Raw genomic sequence first — 21,827 nt, 5'->3', positions numbered from 1 at the left:
GTCAGGCGCCGGCGGGGGAGCGAACCGGCCGCAGCAGAAACGCCGGCAGATGCGAGTGATCGCCCGGCTCGGAGTCGGCCTCGCGTTGGCGGCGGGGCTCGGGACGGCCGATCGACGGCACATGCGACGGATTGGCCGGCTGGCGGGCGGCACGACGCGGCTCGGCTGATGGCCTCGCTTCACGCGGAGGCCGCGCCTCGCGTGCAGGCTTGGACTCGGCCGCGGGCCGTGTTTCGGCTGAAGGACTTGCTTCGCCACGCGGCTCACGCGGCTCATGGCTGCGCTCACGGTCGCGGCCGCGCTGCGGCTTGCCGCGCCCGCCGCGTGAACGTTCGCGGCCACGCGGCTCGCGCGGACGCTCGGTCCCATCGGAGGCTTCAGTGTGGATTTCAAAATCGCCCTCGGCGAGCGGAATGCTCTGTCCGATCAGCTTCTCGATCGCCACCATCGACTTCTGGTCGAGCCGCGTCACGAGCGAGATTGCCATGCCGGACCGGCCTGCGCGGCCGGTGCGGCCGACGCGATGGACATAATCGTCGGGATGGTGAGGGACGTCGAAATTGAAGACGTGGCTAACCTCGGGGATGTCGAGGCCGCGGGCGGCGACGTCGGAGGCGACCAGCAGCGGCAGCTCGCCCTTGCGGAACTGGTCGAGCGCGGCCGTACGAGCCGACTGGTCCATGTCGCCGTGCAGCGCGCCGACGCTGAACCCGTGCTTCTGCAGCGATTTGTGAACGACGGCGACGTCGCGCTTGCGATTGCAGAAGATAATCGCGTTTTGGAGGTCCTTGGCTTCGCGCAGCAGGCGGCGCAGCAGCTCGCGCTTCTCGTGCGCCTCGCGCCCGGCGGGCACCTGGACCTGCGTGACGGTTACGGCGGTGGTCGCGGGCTTGGACACCTCGACCTTCTGCGGATTGTGCAGGAAGGTCTCGGTGATGCGCCGGATCTCCGGCGGCATGGTCGCGGTGAAGAACAGGGTCTGCCGCGTGAACGGGACGAGCTTGCAGACGCGCTCGATGTCGGGAATGAAGCCCATGTCCAGCATGCGGTCGGCTTCGTCGATGACGAGAAGCTCGACGCCGGTGAGCAGCAATCCGCCGCGCTCGGTGTGGTCGAGCAGGCGGCCGGGGGTGGCGATCAGCACGTCGACGCCGCGCGTCAGCTTGGCATCCTGGTCTCCGAAGGAGACGCCGCCAATCAACAGCGCGACATTGAGCTTCTGGCCGGCGCCGTAGCGGTCAAAGTTCTCCTTGACCTGGGCCGCGAGCTCGCGGGTCGGCTCGAGGATCAGCGTGCGCGGCATGCGAGCTCGGGCGCGCCCTTTCTCGAGGATGGTGAGCATCGGCAGCACGAAAGCCGCGGTCTTGCCGGTGCCGGTCTGGGCGATGCCGAGCACGTCCTTGCGTGCGAGGACGTGGGGGATCGCCTGTTCCTGAATGGGGGTGGGGATGGTGTAACCGGTGGCCGCCACTGCGGCGAGGACTTTTTCGGATAGTCCGAGATTTGAAAAGGACATTGAGCCTCTGGTCGAAACCGCCGTTCGGAATCGAGGATGATTAAGGCTGTCGCGTTTCACCCCGAAACGGCGCGCTCTCAAAGAAGCTGGGGGTGCTGACTCACGCGGACAAAGCGCCAGGCTCAAGAATCGGTCTTCGATCTGAGCCGCGTCGCCCCGGAACATAGGCGGGAATCGGCCAAAGTCAATGGAGCAGGCCCGGAAGGCCCTAAAAAACCCGAGTATTTACCAAATACCGGAGGCAACGGGGCTTTTCCGTCTGGCGCCGCCTTCAGGCCGGAGCCGCCAAAACGGCGGCTAAGGCCATCCGAGCCCCGGGTCCGCCAGTCACCGAGGGCGATGCAGTAGGCGGCATTGAAGGCCCGATAGTAGGTCGCCCGGCTCTCGAAGCCGCAGGCGGCCGCGATGTCAGCGATCAGCGGCTCGGGCGCCTCGCATCAGCGGTGCAGTAGGGCAGGTCGGTATGGCTGGCGGCGAAGCTGCCATTGGCGATTGCGAAGTCGCTGCCGCGCATCCGCCGAACCAGCCCCTGCTGCCGAGTTGCTGGTAGACGCAGATGGCGTCGCCCGGCGCCGAGGCGATGTCGGACGTGCCCCTTGAACCGCCGTTGCGCCTCGGCCGACTATCACACAGCGGCAGGGGGTCCAATGAACTGCCGCTCGAAGGAAGCGGCGTGGAGCCGCTGCAACGGGAATTTTGCGATGACGCGGCTTTTCAGAATTCTGGCGGCCCTTGGCCTCCTGGCGGGCCTGAGCGCCTTCGCAGCTCCCGCTTGTGCCGAGAAGCGCGTCGCGCTCGTCGTCGGCAACAACGACTACAGGAATGTCCCGAAGCTGCTCAAGGCGGTCAACGATGCCCGTACCATGGGCGATACGCTGAAGCAGCTCGGCTTCTCGGTAATGGTGGCGGAGAACCAGAGCCGGCAGCAATTCTCCGAGACCTTGCTCGCCTTCGACAAGGCGATCGAGCCCGGCGATACCGCGTTCTTCTTCTTCGCGGGCCACGGCTTCGAGATCGCGGGTCAGAACTATCTGCTGCCCACGGATGTGCCGTCCGCGAGCGAGGGGCAGGAAGAGCTGGTGCGCGACGCCTCCATCCTGGCCGACCGCATCGTCGAGCGCCTTCAGAACAAGAAGGCGCGGACCTCTATCCTGGTGTTCGACGCCTGCCGCAACAACCCGTTCGAGCGCAAGGGCACCCGCGCGGTCGCCGGCGCCGGCGGGCTTGCCCCCATGACGCAATTGCCTGAAGGCGTGTTCTCGGTGTTCTCGGCAGGGCCGCGCCAGACCGCGCTCGACCGTCTGTCCAACGACGATTCCAATCCCAATTCGGTGTTCACGCGCACCTTCGCCAAGGAGCTGCTCAAGCCCGGCGAGAACCTCGTGCAGGTGGCGCAGCGCACCCGCCGGGCCGTCAGCGAGATGGCCGATACCGTGAAGCACAGGCAGGTGCCTGTCTATTTCGACCAGATGGTCGACGACGTGTTCCTCAGCGGCCTCGCCAAGGATGCCGTTGTGCGTTCGGACGACCCGCCTCCGCAGAAGCTTGCGGCGCTGCCGCCGGTCTCAGTGCCGCAGCTGCCGAAGGAGGAGGCCACCAATGCGCCGATCGCGAGCTTCTCGCGGCACAATGGCGGCTGGAGCGTGGTGTTCTCCTTCGCCGACCCCGCGCTCGGCATTTCCTGGCGCATGGCCGGCAAGGGCGATTTCCGCGAGACCGGCTTCATCGACACGCTCGATCCGCGCACGCGCAAGCGGATGCCGAACCCGTCGATCGAACTGCCGTCGGACGCTTCGGCCGGCACCATCGAGGTCCGCTATGTCGATCAGTCCGGGGACATGCAGGGGCCGTTCCCGATCAGGTTCGATCCCGAGGCCGCGCTGATCCGCGACCAGCGCAAGATCCTCGACATGACCGCGACGAGTTGGCTGTCGTTCCGCGAGTTCAACGGGCTGCTGGTCTACTACACGCACCTCGTGTCCTATCGCTGCGCCATCCGCGAGGTGCGCATCGGCATCGATAGCGCCGTGCCCAACCAGGTGCTGAAGATGCCGCCTTGCGACATGCGCGATCCCAGCGCGATCACCGCCGGCATGCCGCTCTACATGAAGCTCGCTCCCGCGACGCAGTCCGTCTCGGTGGAGCTGACCTATCGCGACGGCAGCGTCTCGGAGATCAAGAGCTTTCGCAGCGCGAACCGGAGTAATAATTGAGCGGTTCGATCGTGCCCGCGAGGCGGCTCGATAAGCTGGGCGCCTTTTATCGGTAGCGAATGCTGGATCGTTGTTGTTCGTCGTTCTGGCGATGGCCCCGATGTCAACGACACGGGCTTTGCGAGAGAGATTAGCGGCAAGGAACTTCTTCCGGGCTGACGTGCATTTGTTGAGCATGCGAGCGGGTGACTGAAGAGCAGGCAGCTTGCGCCGCCGCCATCGACGCGATCGTTTTTGTAGGCGAGGTTCTGCCTGCCGGAATCAAATTTTGCGCTCCCGAAGGGAATACATTGGGCGACGGAGCCAGCATTGCCATTCGATACATGGAAAGCATCCAGAAATGCTCGAGAAGCATTTCCCGATTATCCTTCTAAAGTCATTTCCAGAGGCGTAGCCCTGCAAGTGAGGTGACGTCCCCCCAGAAGAGCCGCCTCAGCCGTGAAGGGAGTAGCCCCAATCCTACCGCGAGCCCAAAATCGCCGTGGATTGGGGTCGAAGCTTATGTTCACTTTGGAACATAACCCGTCCTCATGAGTTCCCTACACCGAAACGCACAGCGAGGTGCGGCAGGGGGAAAGCATGCAAGGGTCGCTAGTTGTTGTCCTCGTTGTCGAGGACGATCAGCTTATCCGAGACATGGTGGCGGACGCATTGGGCGATGGCGGTTTTGAAGCCGAGGTCGCCGTCAGTGGTGAGGATGCAGTTACCCTTCTGCAGAGTGACCAAGCCAAGTATCGCGCGATCATCACCGATATAAATTTGTTCGGCAAGCTCGATGGCTGGCAAGTCGGCCACCGCGCCAGGGAGCTAAACCCGGATATCCCCGTCATTTACATGACCGGTGCGGCGGCCGATCAATGGTCCGCCAACGGCGTGCCCAACAGCATCCTATTGAACAAGCCATTTGCACCAGCGCAGGTCGTAGCAGCGGTGGCTCAGCTTCTGAACACCGGCGCGCCGCCAGCGTAGGGCTGTCTCCTGAAAGGAGTGGTCAGCTCGGGGAGATGCCGGGATGAGCATTGCCAGCAGCAAATGGCTTGTTCGGAGAAACCGCCTTCTCGGCCGCTAAGGTTGGGGGCTGCTGGTTTTTCCGATCGTATCGCACGCCGTTGCCGCCGGCCGCATGATTTGTCCGCATCCGGATATGAGTACGATTCCATGGAAGCCTGCATAGGATCGCTATTCCGGATTAACTATCCAACGGACCGCCCTGAACGAGATCTACGATTCAACTGGTCGGATCTTGAGGTTCAACCAGACCGTTTCGAAAGATCGATTTCGACGCGATCCCAGTTCGCTGCCCCAAGGAAAGCGAACGTCTATTCGCGGCAGAGGAACAACTGCTTGGCCGCCTGGATTGTCTGTCAAACCAGGGAGACGATCCATGATCCGCAAAGCCCTCCTCGTGACGATCGCTTGTGCCGCGCTTTCGACGATGGCCGTTGCCCAAGGGGGCGGTGGTGGCGGAGGAGGCGGCGGTGGTGCGGGTAGCGGTGGTGGCGGTGCCAGTGCCGCTTCTGGAACAGGTACCGGAGGCGCGGGCTCTGCGGCCAGCTCGGGTGCCGGAATGGGCACATCCTCCAGCAGCACCAATTCGGGGCCGTCAGCTCCGTCAGGAATGGGGACGCAGGGCACCACCACCGGAGCCAACGTCAACACCAACAGGAGCCAGAGCAACCCGAACGTTCAGCCGCCGACTGCCAACGGCACGTCGCCGACAGCGGCGCAAGCTGCGCGGAACTCTGGTGCCGGCCATGCGCCCAACGGGATGCCGATCGGCAGCCCGGGCAGCGGGACCAGCAATGAAGATCAGAAATAGTCTGGTTCCTGTCCAGGATAGGCCCGCGCGGTGCGGGCCTACCAGGATCGGACGGGTCGGCATGACCTGAGCTGCCGGGCAGCGTTCGACATCCAGCACCCAAATTCAGACGCCGATCACCCGGAATCGGCGCTACATTGTTCGCCATATCTTGATCGATACTCGCATCGGGATCGTGGCTGCAATGGCGTCCGACCAACACTCGAACCGTAGGAAGAAAGTCCGCTGCTGCGTTGTCGGCGGCGGGCCGGCCGGCATGATGCTCGGATATCTCCTGGGGCGGGCCGGCATCGAGGTCGTGGTGCTGGAGAAGCATGGGGATTTCTTCCGCGATTTCCGCGGCGACACCGTGCATCCCTCGACGCTTGAAGTCATGGACGAGCTCGGCCTGATCGACGGCTTCCTGAAGCTGCCGCATCAGCGCCTGCAGAAGATGGACGGCCTGTTCGGCGGCACGCCGGTGCGCATTGCCGATCTCAGCCGGCTCCACACCAAATACCCCTTCATCGCCTTCATGCCGCAATGGGACTTCCTGAATTTCCTGCGCGAGGCCGGCCGGCGCTTTGCTTCGCTCGAGGTGATGATGAGCACGGAGGCGGTCGATCTGATCCGCCGCGGCGAGACCATCGCGGGCGTGCGCGCGAAAACGCCTGACGGCATCATCGACATCGAAGCCGATCTCACCATCGCCTGCGACGGCCGGCATTCGACGCTGCGCGAGCGCGCGGGCCTTGCCGTCGAGGAGATCGGCGCGCCGATGGACGTGCTGTGGTTCCGCGCCGGTCGCCAACCCGACGAGACCGAAAGCGTGTTCGCGCGCGTCGAGCCCGGCAAGATGATGATCACCTTCGATCGCGGCGACTATTGGCAATGCGCCTATGTCATCGCCAAGGGACAGCACGAGACGGTGAAGGCGAGGGGGCTTCAGGCGCTGCTCGACGACGTCGTGCGCATGGCGCCGATCCTCAGGTCCGGCATTGCCGAGGTGAAGAGCTTCGGCGACGTCAAGCTGCTGACCGTCGCGATCAACCGCCTGGCGCGCTGGACGCGGCCGGGCCTGCTGTGCATCGGCGACGCCGCGCATGCGATGTCGCCGATCGGCGGCGTCGGCGTCAATCTCGCCGTGCAGGATGCGGTGGCGACCGCCAACCTGCTGGCGGACAAGATGCAGCACGGCTGTCCGTCGGAGCACGATCTCGACGCCGTCAGGCGTCGCCGCGAGTTCCCGGTGAAGATGACGCAGCGCATGCAGGTCATTGTCCAGAACAAGATCATCAGCGGCGCCCTGAAAGGCGGCGACCGGCCGCTCAAAGTGTCGCTGATCGTGCGCCTCATTACCGCGCTGCCGTGGCTCCAGGGCATTCCGGCGCGCCTGCTTGCGCTCGGCGTGCGGCCCGAGCACGTGCATTCGAAGGCGGCGCCGGCATCGTAGCGCAGGGAATCGGTAGGGATAATGTTGCGTTAAATCGCGCGTTCGGCGTTGCGAGCGTGCAACAGCGCTCACGGATTTTCGGACCAACGCGCGCCGATGCGCCGCGTTAACTTTGTTGATTCGAATTTTAGTAACACCCGTCTGTGACCGTGCGCTCATCAAAGGACACGGGGTGTACCATGCGTAATAAATTGATTGCCGCCTTCGCCTGCACGACCGCTCTGGTTTCAACGGGCGCGGCGTCCGCCGCCGATCTCGGCGCGCGCTACACGAAGGCGCCTGCCTACGCCGAGCCGCTGTTCAACTGGACCGGCTTCTATGTCGGCGGCCACATCGGCGGCGCATGGACCAACGAGCAGTTCATCAACAACGGGATCGGCGCGCCGTTCGGCGACCTCGTCCCGGGCCAAGGCTATCGTCAGCGCAACTCGGGCATCATGGGCGGCGCCCAGATCGGCTACAACTGGCAAGCCAACAACTACGTGTTCGGCATGGAAGGCACGATCTCCGGCCTCAACAACAAGGGCTCGTTCACGAACACCGCGTTTGGCGCCGGCGACGATGTGTTCTCCTGGCGCGCCAACGTGCTTGCGACCGTCGTCGGCCGGGCCGGCTTCGCCGTGCAGAACAACCTCTTCTACATCAAGGGCGGCTATGCCGGTGTGAACAACCGTCTCTCGGTCAGTGACACCGTCGGTGTGACGGGCTCGGGCGGACAGACCCATTGGGCCAACGGCTGGACCGTCGGCGCCGGCTGGGAATACGGCGTCACCCGCAACTGGATCGTCGGCCTCGAATACAATTACGCGGCGTTCGGCGGCCAGACCTACCAGCTCGGCGGCACCTCGGGTAACTACACCTTCGACGCCAAGCCGCGCGATATCCAGTGGGCCGTCGTGCGCGCGAGCTACAAGTTCGACGCGCCGACCATCGCCCGCTACTGATCACGTCGACCGCAACGCAACCAACGATCAAAAAAAGCACTGCCAAAATTCAAAGCCCCGGCTTGGTCCGGGGCTTCTTTTTTGCGTGGTGCGAGGCCGTCTCAGGCCATCACCGAGAAGCCGCCGTCGACGGGGATTGCGGTGCCTGTGACGAAGGTCGACGCGGACGATGCAAGGAACACGGCGATGCCGGCGAAATCGTCGATGTCGCCCCAGCGTCCGGCAGGCGTGCGCGCCAGCACCCGCTCGTGCAATCCCGATACCTGCTGCCGCGCGCCGCGGGTGAGGTCGGTATCGATCCAGCCCGGCAGGATCGCATTGACCTGGATGTTGTCGGGGGCCCAGGCATTGGCGCAGGCGCGCGTGTACTGCACGATGCCGCCCTTGCTTGCCGCATAGGCGGTGGCGAAGCTCGCGCCGAAGATCGACATCATCGAGCCGATGTTGATCACCTTGCCGTTGCCTGACGCCTTCAAGGCCGGATAGGCGAGTTTCGAGCACAGGAAGGCGCTGGTGAGGTTGGTGTTGATCACCTTGTTCCACTCGTCGAGCTCGAGCTCGTGCGGCGGCTTGCGGATGCTCGTGCCGGCATTGTTGACGAGAATGTCGATGCGGCCGAGATCCTTCACCACACGCGCTATCATGGCCTCGATCGCTGCCTTGTCGGTAACGTCGGTCGAAACCGCGATCGCCTTGACGCCGCGCTGCCTGAGATCCTCGACTGCGGCTTTGGACTTCGCCTCGTTGCGTCCGACGACGGCGATATCGGCGCCGGCATCGGCAAGGCCGCGCGCCATGCCGAGCCCGATGCCACCATTGCCTCCTGTTACGACCGCGACCTTGCCGCGGAGATCGAACCGGCTGGATGTCATGCTTGTATTCCCTGGTTTCTTTTATTGGTTGCTCTGCCAGATCAGCACCAGCCCGAAACCGGCCATGGCGGCGCCATAGCCGGCCCATTGCAGCTGGTTGACCATGAAGCTCGATCGCGGCCAGGGAACCGTGCCCGTGCCCTGTCCGATCCAGAGCAGCCCGACGGCGAGGGCAAACAGGCCTGCGACAAGCAGAAATCTGCGCATGCATTCCTCCCTGTCGGTCTGATTCTGTCGCGCCGCGGCGTGAAATGCTGCGGCCACGATAACTTCCCTGCAGACTAGCCTCAGTTTCCGCTCCGGTACAACGTCGGCAGCTATGTCTTAGCGAAGAGTGTGACTGGAGCAGGCCGTCGGACGCTAAACCCGGAAACGAAAAAGCCCCGGCGAGGCCGGGGCTTTTGAAGTCTCTCTGACGATCAGATCAGTAGCGCGTCGCCGGACCACCCCAGTTGAAGCGATAGACCAGCTCGCTGCGCACGCTGTGCTCGCGGAACTTCTGCGTCTCCGACAGGCCGGCCGAGAAGCCGGTAAGCGCGACGTCGGAGCGGTCGAATTCCGAGTAACGATACTCGGTCTTCCAGAACAGGCCGGGCAGGAAGTTGGTCAGGGCATATTCGTCGCCCGTTCCAATGAACCAGCCGCCCTTGGTCGTGCCGGGCAAAGTGCTCGTCGTACCCGCGAAGGCACCGGTGCCGGCCAAAGTTGTCGCCTTCCAGTGCGCCTGGGTGTAGCCGCCCGAAACGTAGGTCAGCAACTGAGGCAGCACCAGATAGCCGACGCGACCGCCGACCGCCCACTGGTAGTCCTGCTTCTGCGATCCAACGCTGATCGGCCCGACGACGCCAGCCGTCGAGATGTCGCCCTTGACGTCCATGAAGTCATAGTCGCCGAACACACCAACAACCCAGTTGTTGAACTGGTAGTCGCAACCAACCTGCACGGTGCCGAACCAACCATCAGCGCCGGTCGACAGGTTCGGGCCGACTGCACCGAAGCCCGCGACAAAATCATTATGGTCGTTCTTGGTGATCGCGCCGCCGCCGCCGGCACCGACGTAGCAGCCGGTCCAGCTTGCCACCGGAGCCGCAGCCACCGGAGCCTTGGTGTAGGGCCGGGCGGCCATGTCAGCAGCCGAGGCCGTTCCGGTCATCGCGGCGACTGCCGTCAGAGCCATCAGAATCTTGTTCATATTCAAATCCCCAGTTTAGGTTCTGTTTAGCGGGCGCGAGCGCCGTTCCGGTCAAATTCGATGGTTGGACTATAGACGGATTCTGCTGGAATGCTGTTGCCGGGCGGACACAGGTGACTGAAAACGATCCGGTGTTGTACGGGGGACACAGCGGCGAGGGAGCAATGTAGCGGCCGAAAAGCAGAGATGCTACAGCGACTTACGCAATCGATTCGAATGCACGCCCAAGATGCAGCCGTCTTGAGAGCCCGCCATATTTACCTGCAGGCAGGAAGCGGCGCAGTCAAAGGCGGAATTGCGCAACCAAATCGCCCCGATTCTTTGTCTCGGCAGCACCGTCTGGGATGTTAGGAGCCGAATTCGGTGCCGAAAGCAGATCTGGCGCCGTCGTGAAGCGCCCAGCAGGTGGAAGCTCAGGCGTTTCGCTTGCGGCTTCCGCTTCAGACGTCCAGCAACTCTTCGCTGGCAAATTCGGCCTTGTCCGAGATGAAGGCGAAGCGCGCCTCGGCCTTGGTGCCCATCAGGCGCTCCACCGAATCGGCCGTGGTGTCGCGGTCGTCGGCAAGCAGAACAACTTTCAGCATGGTCCGCTTGGCGGGATCCATGGTGGTTTCCTTGAGCTGCGCCGGCATCATCTCGCCGAGGCCTTTGAAGCGATTGACCTCGACCTTGGCGTTGGCGTTGAACTCGCTCTTGATCAGCGCTTCCTTGTGCGCGTCATCGCGGGCGTAGACCGACTTCGTGCCGTTGGTCAGCTTGTAGAGCGGCGGCACCGCGAGGAAGAGGTGACCCTCGTCGATCAGCCGCGGCATCTGCCGGTAGAAGAAGGTGATGAGCAGCGAAGCGATGTGAGCGCCGTCGACGTCGGCGTCGGTCATGATGATGATGCGCTGGTAGCGCAGATCCTCTTCGCGATACTGCGCGAGCATGCCGCAGCCGATCGCCTGCACGAGGTCGGCGAGCTGCGTGTTTGCCGTCAGCTTGTCCTTGCCGGCGGACGCGACGTTGAGGATCTTTCCGCGCAACGGCAGCACGGCTTGCGTCTTGCGGTCACGCGCCTGCTTGGCGCTGCCGCCGGCCGAGTCACCCTCGACGATGAACAGCTCTGAGCCGTCGGTGCCGGCGTCGGTGCAGTCGGCGAGCTTGCCGGGCAGGCGCAGCTTCTTGCCCGCCGTCTTGCGCGCGGTCTCCTTCTCCTGGCGGCGGCGCAGCCGCTCCTCCGCACGGTCGACCACGAAGTCGAGCAGCCTGTTGGCCATGTTCGGATTGCCCGACAGCCAATGGTCGAACGGATCCTTCATCGCCTGCTCGACGATGCGCTGCGCTTCCGCGGTGGCGAGACGATCCTTGGTCTGGCCCTGGAATTCGGGCTCGCGGACGAACACCGAGAGCATCACGGCCGCTCCCACCATCACGTCTTCGGAGGTGATGGAGGCTGCGCGCTTGCCCTGGCCGACGCGCTCGGCGTGATCCTTCAGGCCGCGCAAGAGCGCGCTGCGCAAACCGGATTCGTGCGTACCGCCATCCGGCGTCGGCACGGTGTTGGTGTAGGAGGATAGGAAGCCATCCGCATCCGCGGTCCACGCCACCGCCCATTCGCAGGCGCCGTGCGCGCCGTTGCGGCCCGACTTGCCGGAGAAGATGTCGGGATGCACCAGGGTGTCGGCGTGGATCGCAGCCGCCAGATAGTCCTTGAGGCCGCCGGGGAAGTGGAACGTCGCTTCGGCCGGTACATCCTCGATGCCCTTGAGCAGGTCGGGCGCGCAGTTCCAGCGGATCTCGACGCCGCCGAACAGATAGGCCTTCGAGCGCGTCATCTTGAACAGGCGCTGCGGCTTGAACGCAGCCTTGGCGCCGAAGATGTCGGTGTCGGGCTTGAAGCGCACGCGCGTGCCGCGGCGGTTGTTGACCTTGCCGAGGTCCTCGAGCTTGCCCTTCGGGTGTCCGCGCTCGAAAATCATGCGGTGCAGCTTCTGGCCGCGCGCAACTTCGACCTCGAGACGCGAGGACAGGGCGTTCACCACGGAGATGCCGACGCCGTGCAGACCGCCTGACGTCTCGTAGACCTTGGAGTCGAACTTGCCGCCCGAATGCAGCGTGCACATGATGACTTCAAGCGCCGACTTCTTCGGGAACTTCGGATGAGGATCGATCGGGATGCCGCGGCCATTATCGGTGACGGTGAGGAACCCGTCTGCGCTGAGCTCGACTCCGATGAAGGTCGCGTGCCCGGCCAGCGCCTCGTCCATCGAGTTGTCGATGACTTCGGCGAACAGATGATGCAACGCCTTCTCATCGGTGCCGCCGATATACATGCCCGGCCGGCGCCGCACCGGCTCCAGGCCTTCGAGCACCTCGATGTCGGCCGCGGTGTAGTCCGCTTCCCCGCCGCTCGCGCGCGGCGCCGGCTTGGCAGCGCGGGGTTTCGGCTCGTCGCCGCCGAAAAAGTCGTCTTTTACTTTGGGTTTCAACTGCTTGGACATATATCTTGATGCGTTTTGAGGACCGCATGAGCGGCGAATCGATTAGGCCGACTATGCCACTTCTCACTTGGAAAGGTTATCGGAGGGCGAGCCGGGCGGTGTGGTTGGGGGCCAATCCCGGCGATTTTGCGCCGCAGCCCTGCAATTGTCGGCAAATTGACCTGCCGGTCCGCGCCGAACCTGGATTTGTGACTTGATGTCACACAAGTCCTTGGCTTACCAGTCTTTTTCATCGAGCAGCACCTGGAGACGGGGCGGGAAGGCTATTTTTGATGGAGCAGTTTGCGCACGCCCTGGCCGATTTCGTGCGCGTTCACCAGGCCTGGGCGGCTCCGATCGTGTTCCTGCTCGCGTTCGGAGAATCGCTCGCCTTCATCTCGCTGCTGATCCCGGCCTGGGGCGCGCTGGTGGGAATTGGCGCGCTGATCGGAGCGAGCGGCATCAGCTTCTATCCGGTCTGGATTGCCGGCGGCCTTGGTGCGGCGCTGGGTGACTGGGTCTCCTACTGGTTCGGCTTTCGCTACAAGGAGAAGGTTGCCCAGATGTGGCCGCTCTCGCGCTATCCGGAACTCCTGCCCAGGGGCGAAGCCTTCGTGCGCAGTTGGGGCGTGCCCAGCATCTTCATCGGCCGCTTCTTCGGTCCCTTGCGCGCCTCGGTGCCGCTCGCCGCCGGCATCTTCGAGATGCCTTACTGGAGTTTCCAGGCTGCCAATTTCGTCTCGGCCTTGGTCTGGTCGGCGGCGCTCCTGCTGTTCGGGGACGTGATCGCCAAGGCCATGGAATGGATCTGGCGGGTGATCTGACCTCCAAACCTTGACGGGAACCGGATCTCGTCTTATAGCCGCGCACCATGATCAACGCCGCGACCATCCTGTTCGCCCGTCGCCGCCGCCGCAGTCTTGCGGTTTGGGCGGTCGATCGCGTTTGAGATCATCGTCTTTGCCGCTGGATCCGATCCGCGGCATTCTCTCTCCTGTCAGCGCGATCTGATCCGGCGGCCCCCAAGGAGGCCCAGCAGGAGACCACGATGTACACACCACCCTTTTTCAAGCAGGACCGCGCCGCAAGCCTGAAGTTCGCCGAAGAGCGCGGCTTCGGCACCATGTGCGCCTTTGACGGAAAGAAGCCGGTCGCTTCCCCGCTGCCGTTCTATCTGACCTACGCCGCTGATGGGACGCCGCAGGCCGCGTTTCATGTCGCGCGTCACAATCCGCTGCTAAAGCTTGCGGGCGGTGATGCGTTCTGGTTGCTCGCGGTCAACGGCCCCGACGCCTATGTATCGCCGGACTGGTACGTCTCGCCGGACCAGGTGCCGACCTGGCTTTACCTGTCGGTGCATCTGAGCGGGCCGGTGCGGCTTCTGTCGGATGACGAGTTGTCGGTGCAGATCGACACGCTCAGCGACAAGTTCGAGCACTGGCTGCTGCCGAAGACGGCGTGGACGGCGGGCAAGATGACGGCGGGCCGGCTCGAAGCGATGAAGAAAGCGATCGTGGGCCTGGTGATGAACGTTGAAGAGGTCGAAGGCAGCTTCAAGCTCAACCAGCACAAATCCGACGCCGATTATACGGCGATCGCGAATGCGCTCAGCGCCGGTGATGCCTCCGCCAAGCAGATCTCGCAGTTGATGCGGCAGGCAAGGCCGCAGATTTTTGAACACGACACGAACAAGCTCGAAAGGAGCGCGTCATGAGCCTCGCTGAGACCACGAAAGCCCCGATCACCGGCGCGGCGAAAAAACCCGCAACCGTCTTCGTCGACGGCGGCTCCGGCACCACCGGGCTCGGCATCAACGAGCGGCTCAAGCACCAGAACGATGTCGTCGTGAAGACGATCGCCGACGACAAGCGCAAGGATCCCGCGGCCAAGAAGGCGCTGATGGAGGAGGTGGACCTCGTCATCCTCTGTCTGCCCGACGACGCCGCCAGGGAGACGGTCGCGCTGGTCGACAGCATGGGCAGTTCGGCGCCGAAAGTGCTGGACGCTTCCACCGCCTATCGGGTCGCGCCCGACTGGGCCTATGGCTTTGCCGAGCTGACGCCGGACCAGGCGGGCAAGATCAAGACCGCCAGGAAGGTCTCCAACCCCGGCTGCTATCCGACCGGCGCGATCGCGCTGCTGCGACCGATCGTCGATGCCGGCCTGTTGCCGGCTGACTATCCGGTCACGGTAAACGCGGTGAGCGGCTATTCCGGCGGCGGCAAGTCGATGATCGCAAGCTTCGAGGACGGCAGCGCGCCGTCCTTCGAGCTCTATGGTCTCGGCTTCGAGCACAAGCATCTGCCGGAAATGCAGCTCTATTCGAACCTGACACGGCGGCCAATCTTCATCCCGTCGGTCGCGAACTACCGGCAGGGCATGCTGGTCTCGGTGCCGCTCCAGCTCGACACGCTGCCGGGCAAGCCCAGCGGTGCGGATCTGCAGTCCGCGTTGGCGGAACGCTACGCCAGCTCAAAGTACGTCTCGGTGATGCCGCTGCAAAACGAGGTGACCAAGGGCGGCAAGCTCGAGCCGGAAGCGCTCAACGAGACCAACATGCTCGAGCTCTACGTCTTCGCCAGCGACAAGTATCACCAGGCCGTGCTGGTCGCCCGCCTCGACAATCTCGGCAAGGGTGCATCCGGCGCCGCCGTGCAGAACATGCGGCTGATGCTTGGGTTGCCGGAGCAGTAGCGCATTTGTGCCCCGGACGCAGCGCAGCACTTCTTAAGTGAGGCGCTGCAGAGCCGGGGCTCATTTTTCCTGCTCCGCTCGCCTGTGGCTTTCTGGATCCCGGCTCGCGCTTCGCGCGTCCGGGACACAACACCTCAGTACTTGGCGATGAGCGGGCCGCCGAACCGGTAGTTGATGCGGGCGGTGATCAGGTCGACGTCCTGACCGATACGGTCGGTGCGCGAGAACGTGCCGGCCGGCAACAGCGCGCCGTTGGACGTCAGCGTAACGTCACGATGGCCCATGAACAGGTGGTCGTATTCGAGGCCGACCGACCAGTTCGGAGCAAAGCCGTATTCGATGCCAACGCCGACCGCGCCACCCCAGCGGGTCTCGTCGGCACGATCGAACTCGGCCCCGGCCAGACCGCCCGTACCGGCGCCGCGGTACCGATCGCTGGTAACGGCAGCACCGCCCTTCACATATAGCAGCGCGTTGTTCCAGGCATAGCCGAGCTGGCCGGTGAACAGGCCGAACGCATTGATGCGTGTGCGGTTCTCGACGCCGAGCACGGCGCTGGCATTGCGGCCGTAGAGGTCGGCCCAGTCGCCCTGGAGTTCGAGGCCGAACACGAAGGCGCTGCTCTGCCAGCGATAACCGGCCTGGCCGCCGGCGACGGCGCCAGTTGCGTCATGGCAGCCTTCGGCGACGCCAGGGGAGAAGCCGACCGTCTGGTCCCAGCACTTGCGCGACGAACCGTAGCCGCCATTGGCGCCGATGTAGAAGCCGCTCCAATCGTAGATCGCGGCGATCATCGGCGGCGCCTTGGTGTAGGGGCGGGCGGCAAGATCAGCGGCGTGGGTCTGGGTCGTGACGGCGGCCAGCGAGAGGACGCCAAACGCGGATGCAATCTTCCAGTTCATATCTGCCCCGAATCAATCAATTGAGATGGGCAAATATAGCTGGGGATAGCGAGTTTCCGTATTGGCAGAGCGGCGCTTTGCCTAATTCTCCCAAACTGTCGTCCGTCGGCAACAGTTCATGGGTGGCCCAACCGCTGGTTGCAGCATCAGAGCGTGCTGCAGCGCGGCCATCGCTCCCCCGTGCCCTGGACGCGCGTTCAAAGCACCTTGAAGATCGCCAATGCCAGCACGGCCTGGGCGAGGAAGCCGACGGTGAAGGCCAGTGTGCGGAAAATCGGGACGCCGAGCGCGTAGACGATCAGATGCGCGACGCGCGACCAGAAATAGACGGCGCAGGCGAGCACGGTCCATTTTGTGGAATAGTCGATCGCGTTGAGGATCAGCACCAGCGGCGCGAACAGCACGAGGTTCTCGACGGCATTGTCATGCGCGAACATCAGGCGATTCGCCCATTCCGATTGCGGCTTGTCGTTGCGCGACGGGTTGGCCATCGCGCCACTGAGACCGCGAACCTGGCAGCGGTTGATGGTGTAGGGAATCCAGAGGATCCCGGTCAGGATCACCGTCAGTGTCAGCCAGAACAATTCGCGCGTCATGGTTCGATCCCTCTATCGTCGCTGCGTTGAGCGCGAGTCTATACAAAAGTGCGGAAGATTCCGCTATGCGCGGACCCTGACATAGCTGCCGGGCGCGTCCTCGATCGGGGGCAGGGCGTCGCTGCCGACGCTGCGCGCCGGGACTTCCTCCGGATCGATCCCGCGCAGCCATTCGCGCCAGTCCGGCCACCACGAGCCCTTGTGCTCCACGGCGTCCTTCAGCCACTGCGCGACGTTGACGTCCTTGATGTTGTCGTTGGTCCAGTACTGATATTTGTTCGAGGCTGGCGGATTGACCACGCCGGCGATGTGGCCCGAGCCCGACAACACATATCTCACCGGGCCGCCGAAGAACTGCGACCCATACAGCACCGATTCTGCCGGCGCGATGTGGTCCTCGCGGGTCGCGAGATTGTAGACGGGCACCATGACCTTGGAGAGATCGAGCAACGTGTTGTCCAGTACCAACGTGCCGGTCGAGAGCCGGTTTTCCAGATAGCAATTGCGCAGATAATAGGAATGGTTTGCCTGTGTCATCCGCGTCGCATCGGAGTTCCAGTGCAACAAGTCGAACGCGCTCGGCTGCTGGCCCTTCAGATAGTTGCTGACGACGTAGGACCAGATCAGATCGTTTGAGCGGAGCATGTTGAAGGCCATCGCCATCTTCGAGCCTTCAAGCACGCCCGCCGCCTTCATATCCTGCTCCACGGATGCGATCTGCTCCTCGTCGACGAACACGAGCAAATCACCGGCATGGGTGAAGTCGACCTGTGCCGCGAAGAATGTTGCGGACGCCACGCGCTGGCGGCGCTTCTCGGCGAGCCAGGCCAGCGTGGTCGCGAGCATGGTGCCGCCGACGCAATAGCCGGCGGTGTGCACCTTCATCTCGCCGGTGACCTTCTCGATCACGTCCATCGCCGTGAGCGGGCCTTCCTTCATGTAGTCTTCCCAGCTCTTGGCTCCGAGCCGCTTGTCGGGATTGACCCATGAGATCACGAACACGGTGATGCCCTGGTCGACGCACCATTTGATGTAGGATTTCTCCGGCTTGAGATCGAGAATGTAGAACTTGTTGATCCAGGGCGGGATGATCAGGAGCGGGGTGCGCAGCACGTTCTCCGTCGTCGGCGCATACTGGATCAGCTGCATCATCTCATTCTGGTAGATCACCTTGCCCGGCGTCGTCGCCATGTTCACGCCGACGACGAGGTTGTCCGGATCGGACTGGCGGATCTTCAGCGTGCCCTTGCCGGCTGCGATGTCCTCGGCCAGCATCTTCAGACCGCGCGCGAGATTTTCGCCGTTGCTGGCCAGCGTCGCGCGCAGCACTTCCGGGTTGGTCAGCACGAAGTTGGAGGGCGACAATGCGTTGGTGACCTGCTGGACATAGAACTCGGCCTTGCGGCGGGTCTGCGGATCGAGCCCCTCGGCGTCGCGCACCAGCTCCTGCGCAAATCTTGTCGTGAGCAGATAGAGCTGCATCACGAAATCGAAGAACTGGTTCGATTTCCATTCGGGGTCGGCAAAGCGCTTGTCGCGCGGGGAGGGCGCGATTGCAGGCGGGGCGTCCTGGCCGGCCATGCGGCGCACCGCCGAGCCCCAGAGGTCGAGATAGTCCTTGGCGAGCTTGGTCTGCAGATCGGACGAGCGGGACGTATCCGACAACCAATATTCGGCGACAGCGGTGAAGGACTTGACGACCTCGGTCAGCTCGGCCGGCGGGCGATCCTGCACTTCGCCGCTCTCGCGCGGCTTGAGGTAAGCGGCAAGCGCCTTGCCTCCGCTTTCCATTGCCCGCGCGACATTCATCGCGAAGGCTTCCGCATCGAACTTCGTCTCGGGTTTGGGCGTATCGGTCGTGGCCATACTCATGAGCAGAACAGTAACGATTCATTCCGTATTCGTCACCGCGAAGCTCGCATGTTTGGGGTTAAACACTCTCGAAGATGTGTTGCAGTGCGACAAATCTTCTCGGTTCCCGTCACATTCGGGCCGCATCGCTCGGCTTGGTGGGCATTGGGAGTTTTCACTGCTCGCGCCATTTGGGCAGCAATGGTTTGAGCTTGGGCGCGGTCTTGGGTAAGGTTGCCCGGGGCCGTGCTTTGGGACGAGTAGGGGGTTTCCCAAGTGTTGGCGTTATGGGATCTGCAAAAGACGCTGTCGATCCGCGGCGTGCTGCTGATCGCGGCGCTCGCCATGGGCGGCTGCTCGAGCCAGCTCGCCGATATGACGCCTGCGGACGCGCAGGCGCATCCCAGGGAGCCGGGTACCTACCTGCCGGTGCACGACCTGCCGCCGGATCGCGGTCAGGCCACCATCCCGCTGGAGCAGCGCGCCAAGATCGAGGCTGAGCTCGCCGCCGCGCGCGATCGCCAGGCCGTTGCCGGCAAGGAGGCGAAATGAGGCACCGCAAGGTAATCGCTGGCGCCCCCGCCTTGCCGTGCTAAAAGATCCCGGTTCAGCCCAGAGTCAGGGCGAACGACTTCAGCCTTCGTTGCCGATGATTGCTCTAAGCATTTGATTTTGAGTAGTTTTCATAGCGATCCTGAATGCCTGTCCCAATCGTCGTCCGTCCTGTCGATTCTGTCCTGACCGGTTGCCCGGAGCCCAGAGAGCCATGGAAGAATTTTACCGCATCCGCCGCCTTCCGCCTTACGTGTTCGAGCAGGTCAACCGGGCCAAGGCGGCCGCGCGGAATGCTGGCGCCGATATCATCGACCTCGGCATGGGCAATCCGGACCTGCCGGCCCCGGCGCATGTGCTGGAGAAGCTGAAGGAGACGTTGGGCAAGCCGCGCACCGACCGTTACTCGGCCTCCCGCGGGATCAACGGCCTGCGCAAGGCCCAGGCCGGCTACTACGCCCGCCGCTTCGGCGTGAAGCTCAACCCGGACACCCAGATCGTGGCGACGCTTGGCTCGAAAGAGGGCTTTGCCAACGTTGCCCAGGCGATCACCGCGCCCGGCGACGTCATCCTCTGTCCGAACCCGAGCTATCCGATTCACGCCTTCGGCTTCCTGATGGCCGGCGGCGTCATCCGCTCGGTGCCCTCCGAACCGACGCCGCAATTCTTCGAGGCTGCCGAGCGGGCGATCATCCATTCGATCCCGAAGCCGCTCGCGCTCGTCGTCTGCTATCCTTCCAATCCGACCGCCTATGTCGCGAGCCTCGATTTCTACAAGGACCTGGTCGCGTTCGCGAAGAAGCACGAGATCCTGATCCTGTCCGATCTCGCTTACGCCGAGGTCTATTTCGACGAGAACAATCCGCCGCCCTCGGTACTTCAGGTGCCGGGTGCGATGGATGTCACCGTCGAGTTCACGTCGATGTCGAAGACCTATTCGATGGCGGGCTGGCGCATGGGCTTCGCGGTCGGCAACGAGCGCGTGATCGCGGCGCTCGCTCGCGTCAAATCCTACCTCGACTATGGCGCTTTCACGCCGGTTCAGGTCGCGGCGACCGCCGCGCTGAACGGCCCTGACGAGTGCATCAAGGAGATGCGCGACACCTACCGCAAGCGCCGTGATGCGCTGGTGGAATCGTTCGGCCGCGCCGGCTGGGAGATTCCGCCGCCGGAGGCTTCGATGTTCGCCTGGGTACCGCTGCCGGAAGCCTTCCGCAGCGTCGGCAGCATGCAGTTCGCGACCCTGATGGTCGAGAAATCCGGCGTCGCGGTGTCGCCCGGCGTCGGATTCGGCGAGCATGGCGAAGGATATGTCCGCATCGCCATGGTGGAAAACGAGCAACGGATCAGGCAGGCCGCGCGCGGCGTGCGACGCTTCCTTGAAAGCGGCATCGAAACGTTGCACAACGTCGTTCCGCTCGCCACTCGGCGCTAAGTTCTCTTCGGCAGGTTTTCTAAGACATCATGGTTGCACCCCTGAAAGTGGGCATAGCGGGGCTCGGCACTGTGGGCGCCGAAGTGGTCCGTTTGATTGAAACGCAGGCCCGTGTGCTCGCAGGCCGTAGCGGCCGCGGCATCCGTGTCGTTGCCGTCACCGCGCGCTCGAAGGCGAAGAAGCGCGGCGTCGATCTGCGCAGCGTCGAATGGGCCAGGGATCCGATCGCGCTCGCCACCCATCCCGGCATCGATTGCTTCGTCGAGTTGATGGGCGGCGCCGGCGATCCTGCGCTGTCGGCGGTCGAGGCCGCACTCAACGCCGGCAAGTCGGTCGTCACCGCCAACAAGGCGCTGCTGGCCAAGCACGGTCTCAAGCTCGCCAAATCAGCCGAAAAGCACGGCGGCGCGCTGAATTACGAGGCAGCCGTCGGCGCCGCGATCCCCGTCATCAAGACGTTGCGCGAGGGTCTTGCCGGAACCGGCATCAACCGCGTCTACGGTATCCTCAACGGCACCTGCAATTACATCCTGACCCGGATGGAGCAGGAGGGGCTGTCCTTCGCCGAATGCCTCAAGGACGCGCAGCGGCTCGGCTATGCCGAGGCCAATCCGTCCTTCGATGTGGACGGTCACGACACCGCGCAAAAACTCGCGATCCTCGCCAGCCTGGCTTTCGGCACGAAAGTTGCTCAAAGCGCGGTGTATGTCGAAGGCATCTCATCCATCGCACCGGAGGATCTGCGCGCGGCGTCCGATCTCGGCTACCGCGTCAAGCTGCTCGGCGTCGCGGTGCGCACCGACAAGGGCATCGAGCAGCGCGTGCATCCGACCATGGTCCCAAAATCCTCCTCGATCGCGCAGGTGATGGGTGTCACCAATGCTGTCACGATCGACGGTGAGGGCATTCCGCCGATCACCCTGGTTGGCCCCGGCGCCGGCGGCGCCGCGACGGCATCCGCCGTGGTCGCCGACATCGCCGATGTCGCGCGCGGCATCCGTCCCAATCCGTTCGGCCGGCCGATTTCGCAACTCCGCGACACCAAGAAGGCGCCGATGGAGCGCCACGAGGGCGGCTATTATATCCGGCTTCTGGCGCGCGATTTCCCCGGCACCGCGGCTGCGATCGCGACGCGGCTTGCAGAACAGAAGATCTCGATCGAGTCGATCGTGCAGCGTCATCCCAATGGCGGCGCTACCCCGACGGACGGAAAGGCGATCCCGGTCCCCGTCATCCTGATCACCTACGCCACCCATGAGGATGCCGTGCGCCGCGCGCTCGCGGCCGTGCAAAAGGACAAGGTGATCAGCGGACGACCGCAGGTGATCCGGATCGAGAAGAACTAGG

The 21,827-nt window shown here is 63.8% G+C and carries 19 protein-coding genes; 10 read left to right on the top strand and 9 right to left on the bottom strand.

Annotated features, from left to right (window positions below):
- Position 1 precedes the first annotated feature (1 nt).
- A complete protein-coding gene (locus IVB28_RS16710; protein ID WP_247527585.1) occupies positions 2-1,516 on the bottom strand; it encodes a DEAD/DEAH box helicase in 1,515 nt (504 codons plus the stop codon).
- Between the two features lie 701 nt (positions 1,517-2,217).
- Here IVB28_RS16710 and IVB28_RS16705 point away from each other — a divergent pair.
- Complete coding sequence (locus IVB28_RS16705) at positions 2,218-3,729, top strand: caspase family protein (protein WP_247527583.1); 1,512 nt, start codon at positions 2,218-2,220, stop codon at positions 3,727-3,729.
- Positions 3,730-3,859: 130 nt separating this feature from the next.
- Here IVB28_RS16705 and IVB28_RS16700 read toward each other — a convergent pair whose 3' ends face one another.
- The gene (locus tag IVB28_RS16700) at positions 3,860-4,084 is read right to left on the bottom strand and encodes a hypothetical protein (RefSeq protein ID WP_247527581.1); all 225 of its coding nucleotides are present in this window, start codon (positions 4,082-4,084) and stop codon (positions 3,860-3,862) included.
- A gap of 224 nt (positions 4,085-4,308) precedes the next feature.
- Here IVB28_RS16700 and IVB28_RS16695 point away from each other — a divergent pair, with 224 nt between their 5' ends.
- The 3 genes from IVB28_RS16695 (at position 4,309) to IVB28_RS16685 (ending at position 7,924) form a co-directional block, all read left to right on the top strand.
- Positions 4,309-4,698, top strand: a complete 390-nt coding sequence (locus tag IVB28_RS16695; protein WP_247527580.1) for a response regulator — start codon at positions 4,309-4,311, stop codon at positions 4,696-4,698.
- Positions 4,699-5,732: 1,034 nt separating this feature from the next.
- Positions 5,733-6,980 (top strand): FAD-dependent oxidoreductase, encoded by a 1,248-nt coding sequence (locus IVB28_RS16690; RefSeq protein ID WP_247527578.1) that lies wholly within the window; start codon positions 5,733-5,735, stop codon positions 6,978-6,980.
- A gap of 179 nt (positions 6,981-7,159) precedes the next feature.
- Positions 7,160-7,924, top strand: a complete 765-nt coding sequence (locus IVB28_RS16685; protein WP_247527577.1) for an outer membrane beta-barrel protein — start codon at positions 7,160-7,162, stop codon at positions 7,922-7,924.
- A 101-nt stretch (positions 7,925-8,025) separates the two neighbouring features.
- Here IVB28_RS16685 and IVB28_RS16680 read toward each other — a convergent pair whose 3' ends face one another.
- The 4 genes from IVB28_RS16680 to parE all read right to left on the bottom strand — a co-directional run bounded on the left by IVB28_RS16680 (position 8,026) and on the right by parE (position 12,471).
- A complete protein-coding gene (locus IVB28_RS16680) occupies positions 8,026-8,796 on the bottom strand; it encodes a glucose 1-dehydrogenase (protein ID WP_247527576.1) in 771 nt (256 codons plus the stop codon).
- A 21-nt stretch (positions 8,797-8,817) separates the two neighbouring features.
- Positions 8,818-9,003: a hypothetical protein gene (locus IVB28_RS16675; RefSeq protein WP_027557870.1), complete on the bottom strand. Its 186-nt coding sequence runs from the start codon at positions 9,001-9,003 to the stop codon at positions 8,818-8,820.
- 217 nt (positions 9,004-9,220) lie between these two features.
- Complete coding sequence (locus tag IVB28_RS16670) at positions 9,221-9,988, bottom strand: outer membrane beta-barrel protein (RefSeq protein WP_247527575.1); 768 nt, start codon at positions 9,986-9,988, stop codon at positions 9,221-9,223.
- Positions 9,989-10,428: 440 nt separating this feature from the next.
- The gene (parE, locus tag IVB28_RS16665; protein ID WP_247527574.1) at positions 10,429-12,471 is read right to left on the bottom strand and encodes a DNA topoisomerase IV subunit B; all 2,043 of its coding nucleotides are present in this window, start codon (positions 12,469-12,471) and stop codon (positions 10,429-10,431) included.
- A gap of 272 nt (positions 12,472-12,743) precedes the next feature.
- Here parE and IVB28_RS16660 point away from each other — a divergent pair, with 272 nt between their 5' ends.
- The 3 genes from IVB28_RS16660 (at position 12,744) to argC (ending at position 15,144) form a co-directional block, all read left to right on the top strand.
- Positions 12,744-13,274, top strand: a complete 531-nt coding sequence (locus IVB28_RS16660) for a DedA family protein (protein ID WP_247527573.1) — start codon at positions 12,744-12,746, stop codon at positions 13,272-13,274.
- 224 nt (positions 13,275-13,498) lie between these two features.
- Positions 13,499-14,164, top strand: coding sequence for an FMN-binding negative transcriptional regulator (locus tag IVB28_RS16655; protein WP_247527572.1), 666 nt, complete (start codon positions 13,499-13,501; stop codon positions 14,162-14,164).
- A complete protein-coding gene (gene argC / locus IVB28_RS16650; protein ID WP_247527571.1) occupies positions 14,161-15,144 on the top strand; it encodes an N-acetyl-gamma-glutamyl-phosphate reductase in 984 nt (327 codons plus the stop codon). Before IVB28_RS16655 ends, argC begins: the two co-directional genes overlap by 4 nt.
- Positions 15,145-15,278: 134 nt before the next feature.
- On the opposite strand, the gene IVB28_RS16645 is transcribed toward argC, so the two are convergent.
- From IVB28_RS16645 to phaC, 3 genes are all read right to left on the bottom strand, one after another.
- Positions 15,279-16,046, bottom strand: a complete 768-nt coding sequence (locus tag IVB28_RS16645; RefSeq protein WP_247527570.1) for an outer membrane beta-barrel protein — start codon at positions 16,044-16,046, stop codon at positions 15,279-15,281.
- A gap of 197 nt (positions 16,047-16,243) precedes the next feature.
- Positions 16,244-16,642 carry an MAPEG family protein gene (locus tag IVB28_RS16640; protein ID WP_247527569.1) on the bottom strand — a complete coding sequence of 133 codons (399 nt, stop codon included), beginning with the start codon at positions 16,640-16,642 and terminating at the stop codon, positions 16,244-16,246.
- 63 nt (positions 16,643-16,705) lie between these two features.
- Complete coding sequence (phaC, locus tag IVB28_RS16635) at positions 16,706-18,514, bottom strand: class I poly(R)-hydroxyalkanoic acid synthase (protein WP_247527566.1); 1,809 nt, start codon at positions 18,512-18,514, stop codon at positions 16,706-16,708.
- A gap of 255 nt (positions 18,515-18,769) precedes the next feature.
- On the opposite strand from phaC, the gene IVB28_RS16630 reads away from it, so the two are divergent.
- The 3 genes from IVB28_RS16630 (at position 18,770) to IVB28_RS16620 (ending at position 21,826) form a co-directional block, all read left to right on the top strand.
- On the top strand, positions 18,770-19,045 hold the full coding sequence (locus IVB28_RS16630; protein ID WP_247527565.1) for a hypothetical protein: 276 nt from the start codon (positions 18,770-18,772) through the stop codon (positions 19,043-19,045).
- 214 nt (positions 19,046-19,259) lie between these two features.
- Positions 19,260-20,480, top strand: coding sequence for an LL-diaminopimelate aminotransferase (locus IVB28_RS16625; protein ID WP_247527563.1), 1,221 nt, complete (start codon positions 19,260-19,262; stop codon positions 20,478-20,480).
- A 29-nt stretch (positions 20,481-20,509) separates the two neighbouring features.
- Positions 20,510-21,826, top strand: a complete 1,317-nt coding sequence (locus tag IVB28_RS16620) for a homoserine dehydrogenase (protein WP_247527561.1) — start codon at positions 20,510-20,512, stop codon at positions 21,824-21,826.
- The last annotated feature ends 1 nt before the right edge of the window (position 21,827 follow it).

Source organism: Bradyrhizobium sp. 199, from assembly GCF_023073355.1.
In the GTDB taxonomy this organism is placed as follows: Bacteria; Pseudomonadota; Alphaproteobacteria; order Rhizobiales; family Xanthobacteraceae; genus Bradyrhizobium.
Note: the sequence above shows the minus strand (reverse complement) of the source record. Positions and strands in the feature narration are given on the sequence as shown.